This is a genomic window from Rhodococcus sp. WB1, assembly GCF_001700945.1.
Classification (GTDB): domain Bacteria; phylum Actinomycetota; class Actinomycetes; order Mycobacteriales; family Mycobacteriaceae; genus Rhodococcus; species Rhodococcus aetherivorans.
The window spans coordinates 1,506,577-1,524,891 of the sequence record NZ_CP015529.1 but is presented as its reverse complement, the minus strand read 5'-3'; the positions used below and the strand labels follow the sequence as shown (position 1 = coordinate 1,524,891).

Sequence of the window (18,315 nt, the reverse complement as noted above, 5' to 3'; positions counted from 1 at the left end):
GCTCGGCGAACGGGGCGATCCGCTACTCCACCGTCACGGTGTGGACGGCCTGCTCGCATTCGTTCTTGATTCCCGCCCATTCGTCGACGAGGAATTGGCATCCGACCGCCACCTGCATGCCGGACTCGACCACGACGAACCAACGCACGAGCGAGAATTCGTCCGGCGCCTCCACGTAGGCGATCACCGGGCGGTCCGCGAAGGTGGTGTCGGGGTCGAGGTCACGGATCACCGGGGAACGTTCGTCCGCGCGCCGGGCCAGCACCTCCCCCACGCCGGCCAAGTCCATATCTTCACGAAGAAGACTGTGCACCAGCACTATTCGCCGATCCCTCCCGCCGGCGGGGACGAGTTCGACGCGCTCGGCCCCGGCAGGCACAGGGTCGCGGACCCTCCAGTCCCCCGGCAGTTCCAGCCGGACGGGCCCGAGTTCGTGACGAACCGAAGGTGGGCGCGGCATGGGCTGTCTCGTCGCCGAGGACTCATCGGCCGAGTCGCCGGCGACGGGAACCTCCGCGCCCACCGCGGGCAGGTCCGCGCCCTGTCCTGCAGTCCACACCCAGCCGGCCGTCGCGGCCACGACGGCCACGACGGCCACGACGGCCCAACGGATCCGGCGGACGGGCCGGGTCGACCGGGAGGCCGGCACGGTGTGCAGCCACTGTGGGAGCGGCTCCGTGTCCCCCGACGGGACGGCCGGGGGTTCCGGCACCGCGGCCAGCACCTCGGACGCGGCGACCGGTATCACCCGGATGCCGCGGCCGAGCCGCTCGGCGATCCGCTCGCACAGCGGAATTCCGGGCGGCTCGCCCGGAATCCCCGTCACGAGGACGACATCCGGATCGACGGAACCGCACACGTTTCGCATCAGCCGGTCCAGCCGCTCGGCTCCCGCCGGCGAGTCGAGCAGTCCCTCGTCGAGGTCGGGGTCCCGCGCGATGCGGTCGACGTCGCCGCCGTCGGGGGCGCTCAGCACCGCCATTGTCACGCCGGCGCCGTCGACCTCCGCGACCGCGCATCGCTCGCCGTCGCCCACAGGCGCGGCGCGGCGCGCGGCCACCGCGGCGGTCAGGAGGACGGCATTTCGCGCGACCTGCCGGGCGGCCGTGTGCAACTCCTCCCGCCGACGTTCGCCCCACTCGGTGGGATGGATCACCACCACCGTGTCGAGGCCGGCCGGCGCGCCTGCCGTCGCCGCGACGTACCCGAGCAGGGTCGCCAGCGGCGCATCGTCGTCCGTGGGGACACGGCCGGGAGCCGATGCGGGAATCGTCACGGTCCGATCGGACCGCCGCGCGTACACCCGACCCGGGACGACCTGCAGGTGCAGCGCGTGGACGTCGCTCATTGCGGCGGCAGCCACGCCGTCTGCACGAGCGTCTCCCCGTCGCGTTGCACGAGGATGCCCCGTCCGGGCGGCATCGGGCGCGGACGCGCGGTGCCCACGAGCGCTCCCTCCTCTCGATTGCCGCTCATCACGAGGCCGGCCGCCGACAATTCCCGCAGCCGCGCGATGACCGGCTCGAAGAGAGCCCGCCCGGCTCCCCCGGAGCGGCGCGCCAGGACGAGGTGCAGCCCGACGTCCTTGGCCTGGGGCAGATACTCCAGCAGGGGCGTCAGCGGCGACTGGCTCGCCGCGGAGACGAGGTCGTAGTCGTCGACGACGACGAACACCTCGGGTCCCGACCACCAGGAGCGCTCACGCAGTTGCTGCTGGGTGACGTCGGGACCGGGCATCCGCCGCTCGAACACCGCCGCGAGGTCGCGGGCCATCGCCGACAACGTCACCGCGGACGGCGCGTATCCGCCGAGATGCTCACCCTCGACGACGCCGAGCAGGGTGCGCCGATAGTCCCCGACGATGATGCGGGCCTGTGCGCCGGTGTGGGACTCCACGAGGCTGCGGCAGATGCCGCGCAGCACGGTCGTCTTGCCGCAACCCGAGTCACCGAAAACGAGCAGGTGAGGCTGCTCGGAGAAGTCGATCCCCACGGGGGCCAGTTCGGCTTCGTCGATGCCGACGGGCACGAAAAACCGCCGCTCCCCGGGCGCGCCACCGGCAGCCGATCGGTCCGCGAGCGCCGCGAGCACCCCGGCCCGATCGACGCGATCGGGAAGCATGCGCACGGGCGGGGCGGGGCGGCCCGGTGCGGCCGCGGCGACGGCGGCCACCGCGTCGGCCAGTCCCGCCGCGAGGTCGACGACCTCGGAGCTGCCGTCCACACGCGGCAGCGCGGACAGCACGTGCAGTCCGTGGCGGTCGATGCCCCGGCCCGGGCGGCCCTCCGGCACCGCCGCCGCCTTCTTGCGGCCGTACTCGGAATCGGCGGGGTCGCCGAGGCGCAGCTCGAGGCGGGTCCCGAGATGGTCCCGCATCGCCGGCCGCACGTCGCCCCACCGCGGTGCGGTGAGCACCACGTGGATGCCGAAGGACAACCCCTGCGCCGCCAGCACGCCGACCTTCGGCTCCAGCGCCTCGAAATCCTGCCGGATGCTGGGCCAGCCGTCGATCACGAGGAACACGTCGCCGAAGGCATCGACGTCCGCGGCCGGACCGCCGCCCTCCCGGCGGCGGCGCAGTTCGGCCATCGACTCCAGGCCCAGCGCGCCGAAACGACCCTCCCGGCGCCGCAGCAGGGCAGTCAGTTCGGCGATCGTCCGGCGCACCCGGTCGGCGTCGAGCCGGTTGGCGACCGACCCGACGTGCGGAAGGCCCGCGAGCCCGGCGAGGGATCCGCCCCCGAAGTCCAGGCAGTAGAACTGGACCTGCTCGGGAGTGTGCGTCATCGCCATCGACAGGACGAGGCTGCGGAGCACCGTCGACTTGCCGGAGCGCGGCCCTCCGACGACGACCACGTTGCCCGCCGAGCCGGCGAGATCCACCAGCAGCGGATCCCGCCGTTGCTCGAACGGGCGGTCCACGATGCCGATCGGCGTGCGCAGGGTGCTCCGCGGCAGCACGTCGCCGGTGAGCAGAGACCGCGGGACCAGTCGGTCCAGGCTCGGCGCCGCGTCGAGGGGCGGCAGCCAGACCTCGTGCGCGGGGGTGCCGTGACCCCGCACCCGGCCGATCAGGACATCGAGCACGGAGCGGCTCTCCTCCGCCGGGACCGGATCCACGCCGGGCTCGGCCGGCCCGGGACCCGGTTCGAGGTGCGCGAGGGGTACTTCGGCCGTGGTGAACAGCCGCGGCCGGGTGGTCGCCGTGCCCGGCCTGATCACCGACCGGCCCGAGCGGCGGGGCTCGTAGGGACCCGACACGTAGGCGGCCGCGAACCGCACGATCTCCGCCGAGTCGCACTTGAGGTATCCGGTGCCCGGCGACGGCGGCAGATGGTAGGCGTCGGGGACTCCGAGAACGCTTCGGGACTCGTTGGCCGAGAAGGTCTTCAAGCCGATTCGGTAGGAGAGGTGACTGTCGAGTCCGCGCAGCCGGCCCTCGTCGATCCGCTGACTGGCCAGCAGCAGATGCATGTGCAGGGATCGTCCCAGCCGTCCGATCGCGGCGAAGAGTTCCGCGAATTCCGGTTGTTGCGTGAGCAGCTCGGAGAACTCGTCCACGACGACGAACAACGCCGGCAACGGAGCCAGCGCGGCACCGCCGGCCCGGGCGCGCTCGTAGTCGCCCACATTCGCGAAGTTCCCTGCCGCGCGCAGCAGTTCCTGCCTTCGGTTCATCTCGCCCTCGAGGGCGTCCTTCATCCGGTCGACCATGGCCAGTTCGTCGGCGAGGTTGGTGATCACCGCCGCGACGTGCGCGGCCGACTCGAGCCCGAGGAAGGTTGCGCCGCCCTTGAAGTCGACGAGGACGAGATTCAGCGCATCGGGGGGATGCGTCGCGATCAGACCGAGCACCAGGGTCCGCAGCAGTTCGGACTTCCCGGACCCGGTGGCGCCGATACAGAGTCCGTGCGGCCCCATCCCGCCCTCGGCAGCCTCCTTCAGATCCAGTTCGACCGGTGCACCGTCGGTTCCGATTCCGATCGGCACGCGCAGCCGGTCGCGGCCCCGTCGCGGCGACCACGCCCGCTCCGGATCGAACTGTGCGACGTCACCGAGACCGAGCAGGTTTTCCCATGGCGCCGAACGATTCTCCCCGTTGCCGGACTCGGCGACCCGCTGGGCGGCGCGGTACGGTGCCAGGCGCCGCGCCGCCGTCTGCGCCTGCGCGACGCTCGCTCCGTCCGGGACCGCGAAGGTCTCCACGCGTTCGCCGGCGCGCGCACCCAATCGGCCCTCACCGACGACGAGTTCGAGCCCGCGGGTGGCCGACAGCCGGGGCATCGACGCGGACAGGTCCAGGACCGTGACGGAGTCGAGCCCGTCGTCGAGGATCCCCGACCCGGAGCCTGGTACGCCACCGTCGATCACGATCACCAGTTCGGGCACACCGTCGACCGGTGGGGTGTTGCGGACGAACCGGCCGCGGCCCGTCAGGCGGTCGGCGAACGCGGTCTCGAGATCCCGGACCGAGCCGAACACGGTGCGGGCGCTGCCCGCACCGTCGGCGATCTCGGGGTTCTGGGCGTGCGGCAGCCACTTGACCCACTCCCACTCCGGGGCGGTGTCCGGACCGCACACCACGGCGATCCGCAGCACGTCCGTGCTGTGGAAGGTGCACAGTTGCAGCAGCATCGCCCGCACCAGATCACGGGCCGCGGGGCGATCGCCGCCGAGCGACACCGCCGCGAACCCCCGCAACGACACCGCGGTCGGCAGGGCCGGTACGACCGAGTGCGCGCGCACGAACCGGCGCAGCGACACGGCCGCCACCGGTTCGAGGTCCTCGACGGGACCCGTGTCGGGGGCGATCAGCCGGGTTGCGAGGCGCTGGCCGCTGAGCCCGACCCGCACGTGGCAGAAGTCGGCGTCGGCTCCGTCGCGTTCCCACATGCGCACCGTTCCCGCGAGCGTCCACAGCACGGCCGGGTCGGGGTGCGTCCACTCCAGGGCCCTCCGCTGCCGGTCTGCGGTGTCGTGGACCTCCCGCCGGAGCTGATCGAGATACCGCAGGTAGTCCTTGCGGTCCTCGTCGGCCTCGGCCGCTTTCGCCCCGCCTCCGCGGCCGCCGCCGGCGAGCATGCCCACCATCGAGACGATCATCATGAGCGGGAAGACGAGCGACATCGGACTTCGCGCCATCCCCGAACCGAACATCAGCGCCACCATGCCGATCATCGCGGCGACCATCACGACGGGCAGCAGCTTCGCCAGGAGATTTCCCGGCGACGAACGCGGAATCTCCGGCGGGGCCTGCATTCTCACCTCGCCCGCCGGCACGCGTGGCACCTCGCGCCGCGGCCTGCGCACGAACCGCACCGTGCTCACACCCCACCCCCGACCCGCACCGTGCTCACACCCCACCCCCGACCCGCACCGTGCCGGCCGTCCTCACGACGGCCGTCCCCCCACGGTCGACGAAGGGTAACGCACCCCTGCGACATCGGCACGCAGGCGGGCGCGAAGACGGCCTGCGCGAAGCGATGTCGTATCGTCTCCGCGAGGTCCGGGCGACACCGGGCGGGCGAGCCCGGCCCGGACCGCAGCACGGTCGGGGGACGACGGGGGGATGGACGATGACGGCTGCGCACACCGAACCGGGGCGGATCGGCGCGCCCGAACTCTGCCGCGTGACCGTGCTGGCCCAGCACACACAGGTCGACCTCGCGTTACCCGCGGACGTCCCTGTCGCACTGCTCGTGCCGGGGGTCGTCGATCTCATCACCGCCCACCGGTCCCACAACGACTTCGACGCCTCCTCCGAGCGGGTCGAGCCCGAGGCGTGGGCGCTGGCCCGTCTCGGATCGTCGCGTCTCGCCGCCGCGCTGAGCCTGCACGAGCACGGCGTCCGGGACGGGGACCTGCTGGTGCTCGAGCACGCGTCGGCACCTGCGCCACCCCCGCTGTTCGACGACGTGACCCACAGCGTCGCGACGGCGGACGAGGCCGGCGCGGGCCGCTGGTCGCCGCGTGCGGCGGCCGCGGTCGCGGCGGTCGTCGCCCTGTCCGCGACGGTCGTCGGGGTGGGGGCCCTGCTGCGACTTGCCTCCCCGGACGGCCGGACGGCCGCCGGTGCCGGCTGCGCCGCGCTCGCCGCCCTGCTCCTGCTCGCCGGGATCCTGCTCGGGCGGGCCCGCGACGACCACCGCACCGCGGCGCTCCTGTGCGCCTGCGCAGTCCCGGCCGCCTTCGCCACCGGAATTCTCGTGGTGCCCGGCTCTTTCGGACCGGCGCACCCCATGCTCGGGGCGGTCCTGTCGGGGGCGGTGGCGACCCTGGTCCTGCTGCTGACCGCCGTCGGAAGGGCGCCCTTCACCGCGGTCGCCGCCGTCGCCGCGACCGCCGCGGCCGCATTTCTCGTCGCCGCCTCGACCGGGATCTCCGCCTCCGCGGTCGGCGCCGGTGTCGTCGTCACGGCCCTGCTGACGGTGACATTCGCACCCCGCCTCGCCATGAAATTCGCCGACCTGCCGTTGCCGCCGGTGCCCGGTCCCGGGACCGGGACCGGGACCCCCGCGCCGCAGACCGAAGACGGCAGGGACGGACCGGGCTCCCCGGACGGCGGGGACCGGTCACTGCCCGATCCCAGCGAGCTGGCGGCGGCCGCCGCGCGGGCACGCGACCACCTCACCGGGCTGATCGGTGCGGGAGCCGTTCTCGTCGTCGCGGGCGCATGGTGTGCCGCGGCGCCGCTGTCCGGCGACGGTCTCCGCTTGCCCGGCACCGCCCTCGCCGTCGCCGCGGCGGCGGTGATCATGCTGCGCGGCCGCACCTACACCGATGCGCGCCAGGCGACGTTGCTGGTGGCAGGCGGCGCAACCGTGCCGGTGGGCCTGCTCGGCGCGGCCGCGGTCGGCGGATCCGCGCCGCCCGTCGTCGTGTTCGCCCTCGCCCTTGCCGTCGCGACCGCAGCGCTGGTGTTCGGCGTGGTCGCGCCGCGACGATCGTTCACGCCGGTGCAGCGCCGCGCCGCCGAAGTGGTCGAGTACGCGGTGATCGCGACGATCGTGCCGTTGGCCTGCTGGGTCACCGGGCTCTACGCCGCCGTCCGCGGGTTCTGACGTGGCCCGCGGCGCACGCCTCGTTGTCGTCGCCCTGGTGCTGACGGCCTCGTCCTTCGGAACGGCCCCGTCCGCCGCGGCGGAACCTCCGCCCGTCGATGCCGGGCGCCTGCCCCCGCCCGGGGAACCCGGGCCCGTCGACGACACCGGGCAGCGTTCGCCGTGTACCACGGTCGACGTCGCCGGCGACAGCGCCTCGATCCCGGAACCGCAGCGCGTGCTGAACTTTCCGGCCGTGTGGCCGCTGAGTCGCGGGGCGGGGCAGCTCGTGGCGGTGATCGACACCGGGGTGGGCCGCAATGCGCGGCTGCCCGGGTTGGTACCGGGGGGCGACTATGTCTCCTCGGGCGATGGGACGCAGGACTGCGACGCCCACGGGACCCTGGTGGCGGGGCTCGTCGCGGCGCAGCCGGTCCCCGGGTCGGGGTTCGCCGGTGGCGCCCCGGATGCGCGGATCCTCACCGTGCGCCAGTCCAGCCGCCACTTCTCGGCGCGACGGTCGGATCCCGCCGACCACGATGCGCGCACGTCGCCCGGCTACGGCAACGTGCGCACGATGGCGATGGCGGTGCGCCGCGCCGCGGACCTCGGCGCCACCGTCATCAACATCTCCGAGGTCGCCTGCGCGCCGGCCGCGGAGGGCATCGACGACCCCGAACTCGGGGCGGCGGTGCGGTACGCGACCGAGGTGAAGGACGCCGTCGTCGTGGCCGCAGCCGGCAACGTGGAGGACCGCTGCCAGGGGTCGAACCCGCAGGGGCTCGATCCTCTCCGGCCGGGAGACGATCCGTGGCGCGCGGTCACGACCGTGGCCTCGCCGGCCTGGTACGACGACTACGTACTCACGGTCGGCTCGGTCGAGCCGGACGGGTCACCGTCGAGCTACAGCCTGCCGGGGCCGTGGGTGGACGTCGCCGCGCCCGGCAGCGGGGTGGTTTCCCTGCATCCCACCGCCGATGGCCTCGTCGACGCCTACCGGGGAGCCGAGGGCCCGGTGCCGGTGTCCGGCACGAGCTTCGCCGCGCCGCTGGTGGCCGCGACCGTCGCGCTGGTACGGGCGCGGTTTCCGCACCTCGATGCCCGCACCGTGGCGATGCGGATCGAGGCCACGGCGCACGCACCGGCGGAGGGCTGGAATCCGCGGGTGGGCCACGGCGTGATCGACCCCGTCGCGGCGGTGACCGCCCCGCCGAGGGAGCGGCGTCCGCAGGCGCCGGCCTCGGTGGCCGTCGCGGCGCCGATACCGCGGACGCCGCCGGATCACCGGCCCAGGGACGTCGCGGTCGTCGTGGCGGCGGTGGTGCTCGCGGTCCTGGGGGTGGCGGCGTCGGCGACCGCGCCGCTGCGGCGCCGTCGTCAGCGGCCGGCGCCGACCGGCGCCGGGTCGTGATCCGGCGCGACACCGTCGTGGGCGACGAGTGCCTCCGCCCGCCCGAGTGCAGGTCCCGGCGCGAACAGTTCGACGATCTGCCACGGCGCGGGCACCGGTTCGGAGAATCCCAGGGCGGTCGCGGCTTCCGCGTCGACGATCCCGTAGCGCACGCCGGTGTCGGCCACGTAGAAGAGGGCGCCGCGCCGCGCGCTGTCCGGCGCGACGGAGGTGGTCTGCACGAACGCCCCCCGGCCGGGCGCGAGGTAGGCGCTGTCGGCCTCGGGCCCGGCGCCGTCCGCCTGGGCCAGAGACACGGGCACCGCGCCGTCGGGCAGCGGCAGCACGGACCCCGCCGACACCTCGACGACGGACCGCGACCGTTCGGCCGCGCCGACCCCCGGGATCCACGTCAGGCAGGCGACGGGACGGTCGCGGGCATCGACGACGGTGGGCACGGTAGCGGGAAAGGTGTCCACCGCGAGACCCCGCACGGTCGGAGCCTCGCGCAGCACATCCGGCGCGACGGCCGGGATCTCCGCGGCGCCCTGCGAGTCGGTGAAGTGGACGATCTGCGCTGTCGCCTCGGACACCTCCTGCACGCCGTCGCGCAGCACGACGTAGAACCTCTTCCCGTCGGGCACCGCGACGCGGACCACCGAACCGACGGTCAGCGATCCGATCGGATAGCCGGGTTCGCCGCCAGCACCGGGGATCCGCGGGGCCTCGAGCCGCGGCACCTCCGGGATCGCGGCGAGCAGGCCCGGCCCGACGGGACGTGCCATGCCGGCATCGATGCCGAGGACGCGGGTGAGCGCCTGGTCCGCCAGATCCACCTCGGCGCGGGAGCCTCGGTAGACCAGATGGTGCCTGCCGTCGGCCGCGACGAGCAGGGCCTCGTCGTCGGCGAGAGGCCGCACGCGCTCGCCGTAGGCCGGCTCTCCCCCGGTGACGGTCGTTGTGACGGAACGACTTCCGTCGGTCGTCACGGTGTCGCACACCGTCCACGGCAGCGGTGCCGCGACGTGTGCCAGCGCGGACGGCGCACCGGGGATACCGACGAGGGGCCCCCGGCGCCGGGTTTCGAATTCGCCGTCGGCGACGACGGCGGGGGCCTCGGGCCGCCCGAGCACCAAACGGGCGGAGGCCAGGTTGAGTACCGGATGGAAGGCGCCGTCGATCGCGACCAGCATCGCGCCGGAATCGCGTCCCACCACGATCGCCGCGTCACCGATCCTGTCCTGCGGGCGGAGCAGAGCGAGCGCGGCACAGCCGGCGAGGCCGACACAGGCGAGGACGGCGCCCACCGCCAGGGCACGCGACTGCGACCGCATCGGGTCGTGGATCATCCGCACGTCTCGCCGCACCAGTGCATGTTCCATGCGGCGCACCAGAAATCGGTAGCCGTTGACCTGCCAGCGCGTGGTCGGCTGCGCTCCCATCGATCCTCCCCCGTACGACGCCCCCTCCGCCGCAACACAGTACAGTTCCGCCCGGGAACGTCGGGGGGGCCGGGCCGTCGCTCGGGTGGGAACGGGGGAATCGTCGTGCAGGATGGGATCTTCCGGCGGCCGCGGCGCCGCTGCGTGGTGACGGTGGTGCGGGCGCAGTGCGCGGCGGTGATCGGCGCGACGACGGCGGCGGCGACGGGCGCTCCGCTTCCCGCTGCGGTGACCGTGGCGGTACTGGCCGCGCTGGCGGTGGCGGTGCCTGTCCACGGACTCGACGCCGTCGAATGGGGGCGGCTGTGGTGGCGGTTCCGGCGCCGTTCGCTGCGGTCCGGCCCGGTGATCGTCGACGTCGCGGCGGGCGACGATCGACCGGTCGGGGTGTGCTGGGACGGCACCGCCGTCGTGGCGGTGGTCGAGCTGGTACCGACGGCCGGCGAGCTCACCCGGCTGACACGAGATCGGGCCGAACCGCTGCGCCGGCTTCCGCTGGCCGCGATCGCCGCGTGCCTCGCCACGCACGACGTCGGCCTCGACGGAATCGACGTCATCGTGCACGGCAGCCGGGTGTGCGACGAGACCGCCGCCGGTGCGGCGTACGAGCGCCTGATCGGGCCGCTGCCCGCCGCCGCGACGTGCACCGTGTGGCTCGCGCTGCGGTTCGACTCCGTCGCCTGCCCGGCCGCGGTGGCCCGCCGTGGCGGCGGCTCGGAGGGCGCGGCGCGCGCGGTGACCGCCGCGGCGCGGCGCGTCGTGCGCGCGTTGGCGGAGCAGCACCACACCGCGAGGATCCTCGGCGCGGGAGAGATCGCCGGGGCGGTGGAGTCCGTCGCCGGGTGCGCGGATCCGGCGTTGCTCGAGGAGGATCGGGGCGCCGTACGGCTTCCCGGCGGCTACAGTCGCGCCGCGGTGGTGGAGCCGGGGCACCTCGACCGGGCGATCATGACCCGGGTCTGGTCCGAGTCACTGTCGTCTGCGACGATCGCGGTTCGGCTGCGCCCCGGCGCCGAGCCGGGAGCCGTGCGGATAGGAGCGTCGGTGCGCGGCACGAGCCGCACGCCCGAGCCGAGGATCCGGATGCCGGGCACCCGACGGCTGTGGAGCCGCGAACTGGACGGGTTGCTGGCGTCGATCCCGACGGCCGCGGTGGGGCTCGAGGATCTGATCCCGCTGCGCACCATGCACCTCGCCGACGTCGACGCCCTGGCGCTGCCGGTGACGGGATGCGGGCAGCTGCTCGGCGCGGACGAGTCCGGTGCGGCCGTGTCCGTCCGCCTGACCGGCCGGGGGGTGCGCACCGTGTATGTCGCCGGGGAGCTACATCTGGCGCAGCAGGTGGTGTTCCGGGCGGTGGCGACGGGCGCCCGCGTGGTGATCCACACCGATCGCGCCCTGGCCTGGCATCCCCTGCTGGCCGCGGCGGGTCCGGACCGGTTGCGGTTGGCCGGCGACGATCGGGACTTCGACACGATCGTGTACGACGGCGTGCGGCCGGCGACGGTCCCGGCCGGGACGACCGCGATCCACGTGCACGCACACCCGGATCGGTGGCCGCGCGAGCGCCCGGACGTGTCGATCCTGCAGCCCGGAGCGGCCGGCGATCGGGTGGTGCTGGCGGTGGGTGGCCGACGGCTGTCGCTGTCGTTGGTGAGCATCGACGCCGAGGCCGCGTACATCGGCCGTCCGCGTGCCGCGCAGCCGGCGCCCGCGCTGAGCCGGGTCCCTCAGCCGGGGTAGGGCTGGGCGGCCCGCCCGGCGCGCACGGTCCGCGCCCACCAGGCGAGCTGGTTCAACATGCGCTGCGCGGCGTCGATCGCGGCGCCGTCGGTGGTGGTGCCGTCGGCGGCGAAGGCGTGCTTGACGCGGTGGAAGCTGACCGATTCGCGGACCGGGACCATGTGCACCTCGACGACGACCTGCCGGAGTTGCTCGACGGCGCGCAACCCGCCGGAGAGCCCGCCGTAGGAGACGAATCCGATCGGCTTGGTGCGCCATTCGCGTTTGACGGTGTCGATGGCGGTCTTGAGGGCGGCCGGGTACCCGTGGTTGTACTCGGAGGTGACGACGGCGAATGCGTCGGCCGCCTCGATCCGCCGGGTGAACGCCTCGGCCTCAGGGCCGCCGGAGAGATCCTGCGGCAGCGGGGTGTCGGCGAGGTCGAGCACGCCGACGTCGAACTCGGGGCGCTGCCGTGCGGTGGCGGCGAACCAGTCGGCGACGACGGGGGCGATCCGTCCGGCGCGCACGCTGGCGACGACGATCTCGAGACGAATCGGGGCTTCGGCGTCCATGGGCCGATGGTAGGCGGCTCAGGCGGTGAGGCCGTGGGTCAGGAGGGCGGCGAGTTCGCGGTAGGCCTGGGCGTCCGGCAGGCCGGTGGCCTCGGCGACGTGGCGCTGCTGGATGCGGACCATGACAGCCGCGACGACGTCGGCGACGAACGCGGCGTGCACGTCGCGCAGTTCGCTGGCGGCGACGCCGTCGGCGATGAGGTCGCGGACGCGTTCGGCGGCGAGGCGGGTGTTGCGTTCGTAGACCTCGCGGGCGGTGGGGGCGGCGGCCATGTCCTCCATGAACTGCGCGGAGGCGGGTTCGAGTTGCCGGCCGACGGCTTCGAGGTAGGCGCGGATGCGGTCGGCGGCGCCGGTGTGGCCGTCGAGTTCGGCCTCGACGCGTTCGGTGGCGCCACGGAAGAAGTGCACGGTGGCCGCGCGGACGAGGCGGTCCTTGCTCTCGGCGAGGGTGTAGAGCGTCGACTTCGAGCAGTGCAGGCGGGCGGCGATGTCGTCGAGGGTGAAGTGGGCGAAGCCCGCGGCGAGGAACAGGGCGACGAGCTGGTCGAACAGCTGCGCCTGACGTGCCGTGCCGCGTCGGATCCCCGCTCTTGTCATACTTCATACAGTACTGCAGTATCGTTCTCAGTACTATTTCCGATCGAGGAGTCTGCCGTGCCTGTCGAGCGCCTGCTGCCCACCCCCGAGGCCTACGACCTCATCGAACTGACCCGCGACGTCGCGGACAAGGTTCTCGCCCCGCGGGTCGTCGAACACGAGCGCACCGAGACGTTCCCCGAGGGGGTCTTCCCGGCCCTCGGCGCGGCGGGGTTGCTGAGCCTGCCGTACCCGGAGGAATTCGGCGGCGGCAACCAGCCGTACGAGGTGTACCTGCAGGTGCTCGAGGAGCTCGGCGCCCGCTGGGCGGCGGTTGCCGTCGCGGTGAGCGTGCACGGGCTGTCGTGCTTCGCGCTGGCCACCCACGGCACCGACGAGCAGAAGAACAAGTGGCTGCCGGACATGCTCGGCGGCGACACGATCGGCGCCTACAGCCTCTCCGAGCCGCAGGCCGGGTCCGATGCCGCGGCCCTGGCCTGCCGCGCGACGGCCGTGGACGGCGGCTACCGGATCTCCGGATCGAAGGCGTGGATCACCAACGGCGGCAAGGCGGACTTCTACACGCTGTTCGCCCGGACCTCCGACGCCGGCTCGAAGGGCATCTCCTGCTTCCTCGTGCCGGCCGGAACCGAGGGCCTGAGCTTCGGTAAGCCCGAGGAGAAGATGGGTCTGCACGCCATCCCGACCACCACCGCCCACTACGACGACGCGTTCGTACCCGGCGAGCGCCGCATCGGCGCCGAGGGCCAGGGCCTGCCGATCGCGTTCAGCGCGCTCGACTCGGGCCGGCTCGGCATCGCGGCCGTCGCGGTGGGTCTCGCGCAGGCCGCGCTCGACGAGGCCACCGCATACGCCAAGGAGCGCAAGGCGTTCGGCAAGAAGATCATCGACCACCAGGGACTCGGGTTCGTCCTCGCCGACATGGCCGCCGCGGTGGACTCGGCCCGCGCGACGTACATCGACGCCGCGCGCCGCAAGGATGCCGGCCTGCCCTACTCGCGGCAGGCGTCGGTCGCCAAGCTCGTCGCGACCGATGCGGCGATGAAGGTGACCACCGACGCCGTGCAGGTGCTCGGCGGCTACGGCTACACCCGCGACTTCCCCGTCGAACGTTTCATGCGGGACGCGAAGATCACCCAGATCTTCGAGGGCACGAACCAGATCCAGCGGCTGGTCATCGCGCGGCACCTGGCCGGCTGACGGTGTGAACTCCCGGCAGCCCCGGGGCGCGCACTCCCGGCGGCGTCGGGGCGCGCGGCCGTCCTCCCCGGCGGCTCGCGCACCCCGACACCGCCCGGATAACTCCTGCCGTGGAATCTGAAACATCCTCCTGTCAGATTTCGCGAACCACCTGCTACCGTGCGCCGGGTGGACAGACGCCGTAGGCGTGGCCGCAGAGCCGCGGACCGGATGGAGTGGGCGGCCGACGCCGCCGACACGGTGGCGACACTCGCCGAGCTCGGCGTCCTGTTCCTGCGGCTCCTGTCGCTGCCGTTCCGCGCGGTGGCGGCGCTGCTCCGGATGATCGCGGACTGACCTCCGACCCCTCGCCGTTCCCCTCGGTATCCTGCGTCACATTTTCTGGGCAAAGCGGACAGCCTGTACTTAGATCTTGTTGGACGTACGTCCAGGATTTGTACATCGACATCGGAGGTAATTCCCATGCTGCTCGGCTCGCTCGGCTCCCTGATCGACCACGTGCTCTCCTTCCTCAGCTGGCTGATCTGAGAGACGCCTCGACGCGTAGCGAAGGGGGCGAGGTCATCCGACCTCGCCCCCTTGCTGTTTCCGTCACGCGTGCCGGGCCGCGCTACGCGCCGATCGCCTCCGCGAGGATCGGCCAGGACTCGTGCAGCGCGTCCTGCCAGTAACCCCACGAGTGCGTGCCCTGCGCGCCCGTGCTGAAGGTCGCCTCGATCCCGAGTTCGTCGAAGGTCCGCCGCAGCCGCTCGGTGCACTGGGCCGTGGCCGCCTCGATGGATCCGAGGACGACCAGGTCGACCGGATCCACCTGCCCGCCCAACGCCGCCTCGTGCGGGCCGGGCAGACCGCCGCCGGACGAGATGTACAGCGTCGTGCCGCGCAACTTCTCCGCGTTCAGCGCCGCATCGTTGGCGATCCACCCCGGTCCGCCGATCGGCCCCCACATGTTCTCGACGTCGCCGCCGCCGAGGGTGACGACGGCCTCCACGTAGCTGCGCCCCGGGTCGCTGCTCGTCTGTGCACACCCGCTGTAGGACGCCACCGCCTCGTACAGCCCCGGCGACTGCTGGGCGAGGGCCAGCACCGAGCTGCCCGACATCGACATCCCCGCGACGGCGTTGCGGCCGTCGGCGCCCAGCACCGCGTCGACGACCGGCGGCAACTCCGACGTCAGGAACGTCGCCCACCGGTGCCGGCCGAGCTTCGGGTCGTCGCGGATCCAGTCCGTGTAGTACGCGAAGGCGCCGCCCACGGGAGTGACGACGTTGACGTTCTTGCCGTCGAAGAACTCGCGGACATCCGTCTGGTCCCGCCAGTTGGCGGCGTCCTCACCCCCACCGGCGCCGTTGAGCAGGTAAAATGTCGGTCGCGCCGCGGAGGTGTCCGCGGGCCGGATCACCTCGACCGGGATCACCCGGTCCATGGACGGCGAGTACACGTGCAGCACCCAGTCGCGCGCGGTCCGCTCCTCCACGTGATCGACGTAGGCACCGGCCGGGTCCGCATCCGCAGCCGGCTGGGCGAGCGCCGGTGCCGTCAGCAGCGACGTCGCGGCGAGCAGTGCCACCGCCACCGTCGCACCCCGTCGCCGGATCGCGGGCAAGTCGAGCAATGGGTGCCTCCCTCTCACACGCCGATCCCCCGGCCGGGCCGGCCGGGGGACGTGCTCGTCGGAACATATCACCGGCCGGCCCGGCCGCAGGTCAGCAGCAGCCGGGGCTGATGGGCCCGCGCATCTCGCGGGTGGCCGCGTTGCGCGCCGCGAGGTCGTCGTCGGCGGGATAGTCGACGCCGACGAGACTGAGCCCGTGCGCCGGGGCCACGGCCACCGCCGCGGCACGCTCCCGTTCGTCGAGCAGTGCGGTCATCCATTCGACACTGCGCCGCCCCTCCCCCACGGCCAGCGCCGCGCCGACGAGGCTGCGCACCATCGACCAGCAGAACGCGTCCGCGCTCACGTGCGCGGTGAGGATCACGCCGACGTCCGGACCGGCGCCCGCCGCGCGACCGCCGGACACCGTCCAGTCGAAGCGCTGCAGTTCGCGGACCGTCGTCGCCCCGTCGCGCCGCTTGCAGAAGGCCGCGAAGTCGTGCAGGCCCAGCAGCGAGGTCGACGCCGCGCGCATCGCGTCCACGTCCACCGGCTTGGGCCAGGCGACGGTGTCGCGGGCCCGCAGGGGGTCCGCCCCGTACACGGCGGTGGTGAGCCGGTACTCGTAGTGCCGGCGGATCGCCGAGAAGCGGGCGTCGAAGTGCGGCGGGGCGACGGAGATGCCGGTGATGCGGACGTCGCGGGGCAGGAACCGGGCGAGACGGCGCACCAGGCGGACGAGGTCGTCCGGAATCGCGGCGGTGGGGACGTCGACGTGCGCGACCTGACCGGAGGCGTGCACCCCGGCGTCGGTGCGGCCGGCGACGGTGAGCTGCACCGGCGCGCGCACGATCGCACCGAGCTTCTCCTCGATCTCCCCGCACACCGTCCGCCGTCCGGGCTGACGCGCCCAGCCGGAGAAGTCGGTGCCGTCGTAGGCGATGTCGAGCCGCAGCCGGGTGGTGTCCACGGCGGCGGCGGAAGGGTTCTCGAAAGCAACGGGCCCGCCGCCCCCGTGGGGGGCGACGGGCTCGTTCGCTTCAGCGGATGCCGAAACCAAGTGGACTAGTCCTTCTTGGCCTCGTCGGCGTCCTTGGCGTCGGCCGCGGTGGCGTTCTCGTCCTCGATCGCGTCGACGACGGCGTCCGCGTTCTCGACCTGCGCGTCGGTGGCGTCGGCCTCGACGGCCTCGACCACATTCTCCTCGGCCGGGGCCTCGGTGGCCGGCGCGCTCTGCGAGGCGGCGACGCGCCGGGCGCGGTCGGCCTCGGACGTGACCGTCTTCTCCTTGACGAGCTCGATGATCGCCATGGGAGCGTTGTCACCCTTGCGCGGCATCGTCTTGACGATGCGGGTGTAGCCGCCGTTGCGGTCCTCGTAGAACGGGCCGATCTCCGCGAACAGCGTGTGGACGACGTCCTTGTTGCGGATGACCTTCAGCACCTCACGACGGTTGGCCAGCGTGCCGGCCTTCGCGTGCGTGACGAGCTTCTCGGCGTAGGGCCGCAGGGCCTTGGCCTTGGCCTCGGTGGTGGTGATGCGGCCGTGCTCGAAGAGCGCGGTGGCCAGGTTGGCCATCAGCGCCTTCTGGTGCGAGGCCGACCCGCCGAAGCGGGCACCCTTCTTGGGCTTGGGCATGATGAATCTCCTAGTAACGGACCGTGAGCTGCTACAGCTGCTCGGTCTCGGCGTAGTCCTCGTTCCCCTCGGCGTCGCCGAAGGAACCGGCGTCCGTGTCGCTCCAGGTACCGGTCGCGGCGTCGTAGCCGGCGACGGTGCTCGGGTCGAAGGACGCGGGGCTGTCCTTGAGGGAGAGGCCGAGCGAGTGCAGCTTGACCTTCACCTCGTCGATGGACTTCTGACCGAAGTTGCGGATGTCGAGCAGATCGGACTCCGTGCGTGCCACGAGCTCACCGACGGTGTGAACACCCTCGCGCTTGAGGCAGTTGTAGGACCGGACCGTCAGGTCGAGGTCCTCGATGGGGAGTCCGAAGGAGGCGATGTGGTCGGCCTCGGCGGGCGAGGGACCGATCTCGATGCCTTCTGCTTCGACGTTCAGCTCACGGGCCAGACCGAAGAGCTCCACCAGGGTCTTGCCCGCCGAGGCGAGCGCGTCCCGCGCGGTGATCGAGTTCTTGGTCTCCACGTCGAGAATCAACCGATCGAAGTCGGTGCGCTGCTCGACGCGGGTCGCCTCCACCTTGTAGGTCACCTTGAGCACCGGCGAATAGATCGAGTCGACCGGGATGCGGCCGATCTCGGCGCCGGATGCCTTGTTCTGAACAGCGGGGACGTAGCCGCGACCGCGCTCGACGACGAGCTCGATCTCCAGCTTGCCCTTGTCGTTCAGGGTGGCGATGTGCAGGTCCGGGTTGTGGACGGTGACACCGGCCGGGGGCACGATGTCGCCCGCGGTCACGGTGCCGGGGCCCTGCTTGCGGACGTACATGGTGACCGGCTCGTCCTCTTCCGAGCTGACCACGAGGCCCTTGAGGTTCAGGATGATGTCGGTGACATCCTCCTTGACCCCGGGGACCGTGGTGAACTCGTGGAGCACGCCGTCGATGCGAATGCTGGTGACGGCCGCGCCCGGAATCGAGGACAGCAGGGTGCGACGAAGCGAGTTGCCGAGGGTGTACCCGAAACCGGGCTCGAGGGGTTCGATGACGAACTTCGAGCGGTCGTCGGCGATGACCTCTTCGCTGAGGGTGGGTCGCTGCGAGATGAGCATGGAGTGCCTCCTTGTGGGCGT

At 72.8% G+C, this 18,315-nt stretch carries 14 protein-coding genes; 5 read left to right on the top strand and 9 right to left on the bottom strand.

Going from position 1 to position 18,315, the window contains the following annotated elements; all coding sequences use genetic code 11:
• Positions 1–22: 22 nt before the first annotated feature.
• Together A4U64_RS06675 and eccCa are read right to left on the bottom strand one after the other, a co-directional pair.
• Complete coding sequence (locus tag A4U64_RS06675; RefSeq protein WP_231772663.1) at positions 23–1,363, bottom strand: type VII secretion-associated protein; 1,341 nt, start codon at positions 1,361–1,363, stop codon at positions 23–25.
• Positions 1,345–5,328 carry a type VII secretion protein EccCa gene (gene eccCa, locus A4U64_RS06670; protein ID WP_065922354.1) on the bottom strand — a complete coding sequence of 1,328 codons (3,984 nt, stop codon included), beginning with the start codon at positions 5,326–5,328 and terminating at the stop codon, positions 1,345–1,347. Before eccCa ends, A4U64_RS06675 begins: the two co-directional genes overlap by 19 nt.
• A 248-nt stretch (positions 5,329–5,576) precedes the next feature.
• Here eccCa and eccD point away from each other — a divergent pair, with 248 nt between their 5' ends.
• Positions 5,577–7,061 (top strand): type VII secretion integral membrane protein EccD, encoded by a 1,485-nt coding sequence (gene eccD / locus A4U64_RS06665; RefSeq protein ID WP_050035523.1) that lies wholly within the window; start codon positions 5,577–5,579, stop codon positions 7,059–7,061.
• A 1-nt stretch (position 7,062) separates the two neighbouring features.
• Entirely contained in the window at positions 7,063–8,451 is a 1,389-nt protein-coding gene (gene mycP, locus A4U64_RS06660; protein ID WP_050035524.1) for a type VII secretion-associated serine protease mycosin, read from the top strand.
• Here the strand turns inward: mycP and eccB are convergent.
• Positions 8,418–9,872, bottom strand: coding sequence for a type VII secretion protein EccB (gene eccB, locus A4U64_RS06655; protein WP_065922353.1), 1,455 nt, complete (start codon positions 9,870–9,872; stop codon positions 8,418–8,420). The genes mycP and eccB overlap by 34 nt on opposite strands.
• Before the next feature lie 105 nt (positions 9,873–9,977).
• Between eccB and eccE the strand changes: the two genes are divergently transcribed.
• Positions 9,978–11,615 carry a type VII secretion protein EccE gene (gene eccE, locus A4U64_RS06650; RefSeq protein WP_084648606.1) on the top strand — a complete coding sequence of 546 codons (1,638 nt, stop codon included), beginning with the start codon at positions 9,978–9,980 and terminating at the stop codon, positions 11,613–11,615.
• Here the strand turns inward: eccE and A4U64_RS06645 are convergent.
• Positions 11,603–12,169, bottom strand: coding sequence for an NADPH-dependent FMN reductase (locus A4U64_RS06645; protein WP_029544898.1), 567 nt, complete (start codon positions 12,167–12,169; stop codon positions 11,603–11,605). The genes eccE and A4U64_RS06645 overlap by 13 nt on opposite strands.
• 18 nt (positions 12,170–12,187) lie before the next feature.
• Positions 12,188–12,769: a TetR/AcrR family transcriptional regulator gene (locus A4U64_RS06640; protein ID WP_065922352.1), complete on the bottom strand. Its 582-nt coding sequence runs from the start codon at positions 12,767–12,769 to the stop codon at positions 12,188–12,190.
• A 57-nt stretch (positions 12,770–12,826) separates the two neighbouring features.
• On the opposite strand from A4U64_RS06640, the gene A4U64_RS06635 reads away from it, so the two are divergent.
• Entirely contained in the window at positions 12,827–13,969 is a 1,143-nt protein-coding gene (locus A4U64_RS06635) for an acyl-CoA dehydrogenase family protein (RefSeq protein WP_006947196.1), read from the top strand.
• A 168-nt stretch (positions 13,970–14,137) separates the two neighbouring features.
• Positions 14,138–14,305: a hypothetical protein gene (locus A4U64_RS28175; protein ID WP_155948273.1), complete on the top strand. Its 168-nt coding sequence runs from the start codon at positions 14,138–14,140 to the stop codon at positions 14,303–14,305.
• Positions 14,306–14,579: 274 nt separating this feature from the next.
• On the opposite strand, the gene A4U64_RS06630 is transcribed toward A4U64_RS28175, so the two are convergent.
• The 4 genes from A4U64_RS06630 to A4U64_RS06615 form a co-directional block, all read right to left on the bottom strand.
• Entirely contained in the window at positions 14,580–15,584 is a 1,005-nt protein-coding gene (locus tag A4U64_RS06630) for an alpha/beta hydrolase (RefSeq protein WP_006947192.1), read from the bottom strand.
• A 91-nt stretch (positions 15,585–15,675) separates the two neighbouring features.
• Positions 15,676–16,623 (bottom strand): tRNA pseudouridine(38-40) synthase TruA, encoded by a 948-nt coding sequence (gene truA / locus A4U64_RS06625; RefSeq protein WP_029544901.1) that lies wholly within the window; start codon positions 16,621–16,623, stop codon positions 15,676–15,678.
• A 5-nt stretch (positions 16,624–16,628) separates the two neighbouring features.
• Complete coding sequence (rplQ, locus tag A4U64_RS06620; protein ID WP_029544902.1) at positions 16,629–17,201, bottom strand: 50S ribosomal protein L17; 573 nt, start codon at positions 17,199–17,201, stop codon at positions 16,629–16,631.
• Positions 17,202–17,232: 31 nt separating this feature from the next.
• Positions 17,233–18,294: a DNA-directed RNA polymerase subunit alpha gene (locus tag A4U64_RS06615; RefSeq protein WP_006947180.1), complete on the bottom strand. Its 1,062-nt coding sequence runs from the start codon at positions 18,292–18,294 to the stop codon at positions 17,233–17,235.
• Positions 18,295–18,315 lie beyond the last annotated feature (21 nt).

Coding starts and splice junctions, on each gene's coding strand:
- A4U64_RS06640 (WP_065922352.1), bottom strand. CDS start 12,769: ATGACAAGAGCGGGGATCCGACGCGGCACGGCACGTCAGGCGCAGCTG.
- eccB (WP_065922353.1), bottom strand. CDS start 9,872: ATGGGAGCGCAGCCGACCACGCGCTGGCAGGTCAACGGCTACCGATTT.
- A4U64_RS06645 (WP_029544898.1), bottom strand. CDS start 12,169: ATGGACGCCGAAGCCCCGATTCGTCTCGAGATCGTCGTCGCCAGCGTG.
- eccD (WP_050035523.1), top strand. CDS start 5,577: ATGACGGCTGCGCACACCGAACCGGGGCGGATCGGCGCGCCCGAACTC.
- A4U64_RS06615 (WP_006947180.1), bottom strand. CDS start 18,294: ATGCTCATCTCGCAGCGACCCACCCTCAGCGAAGAGGTCATCGCCGAC.
- rplQ (WP_029544902.1), bottom strand. CDS start 17,201: ATGCCCAAGCCCAAGAAGGGTGCCCGCTTCGGCGGGTCGGCCTCGCAC.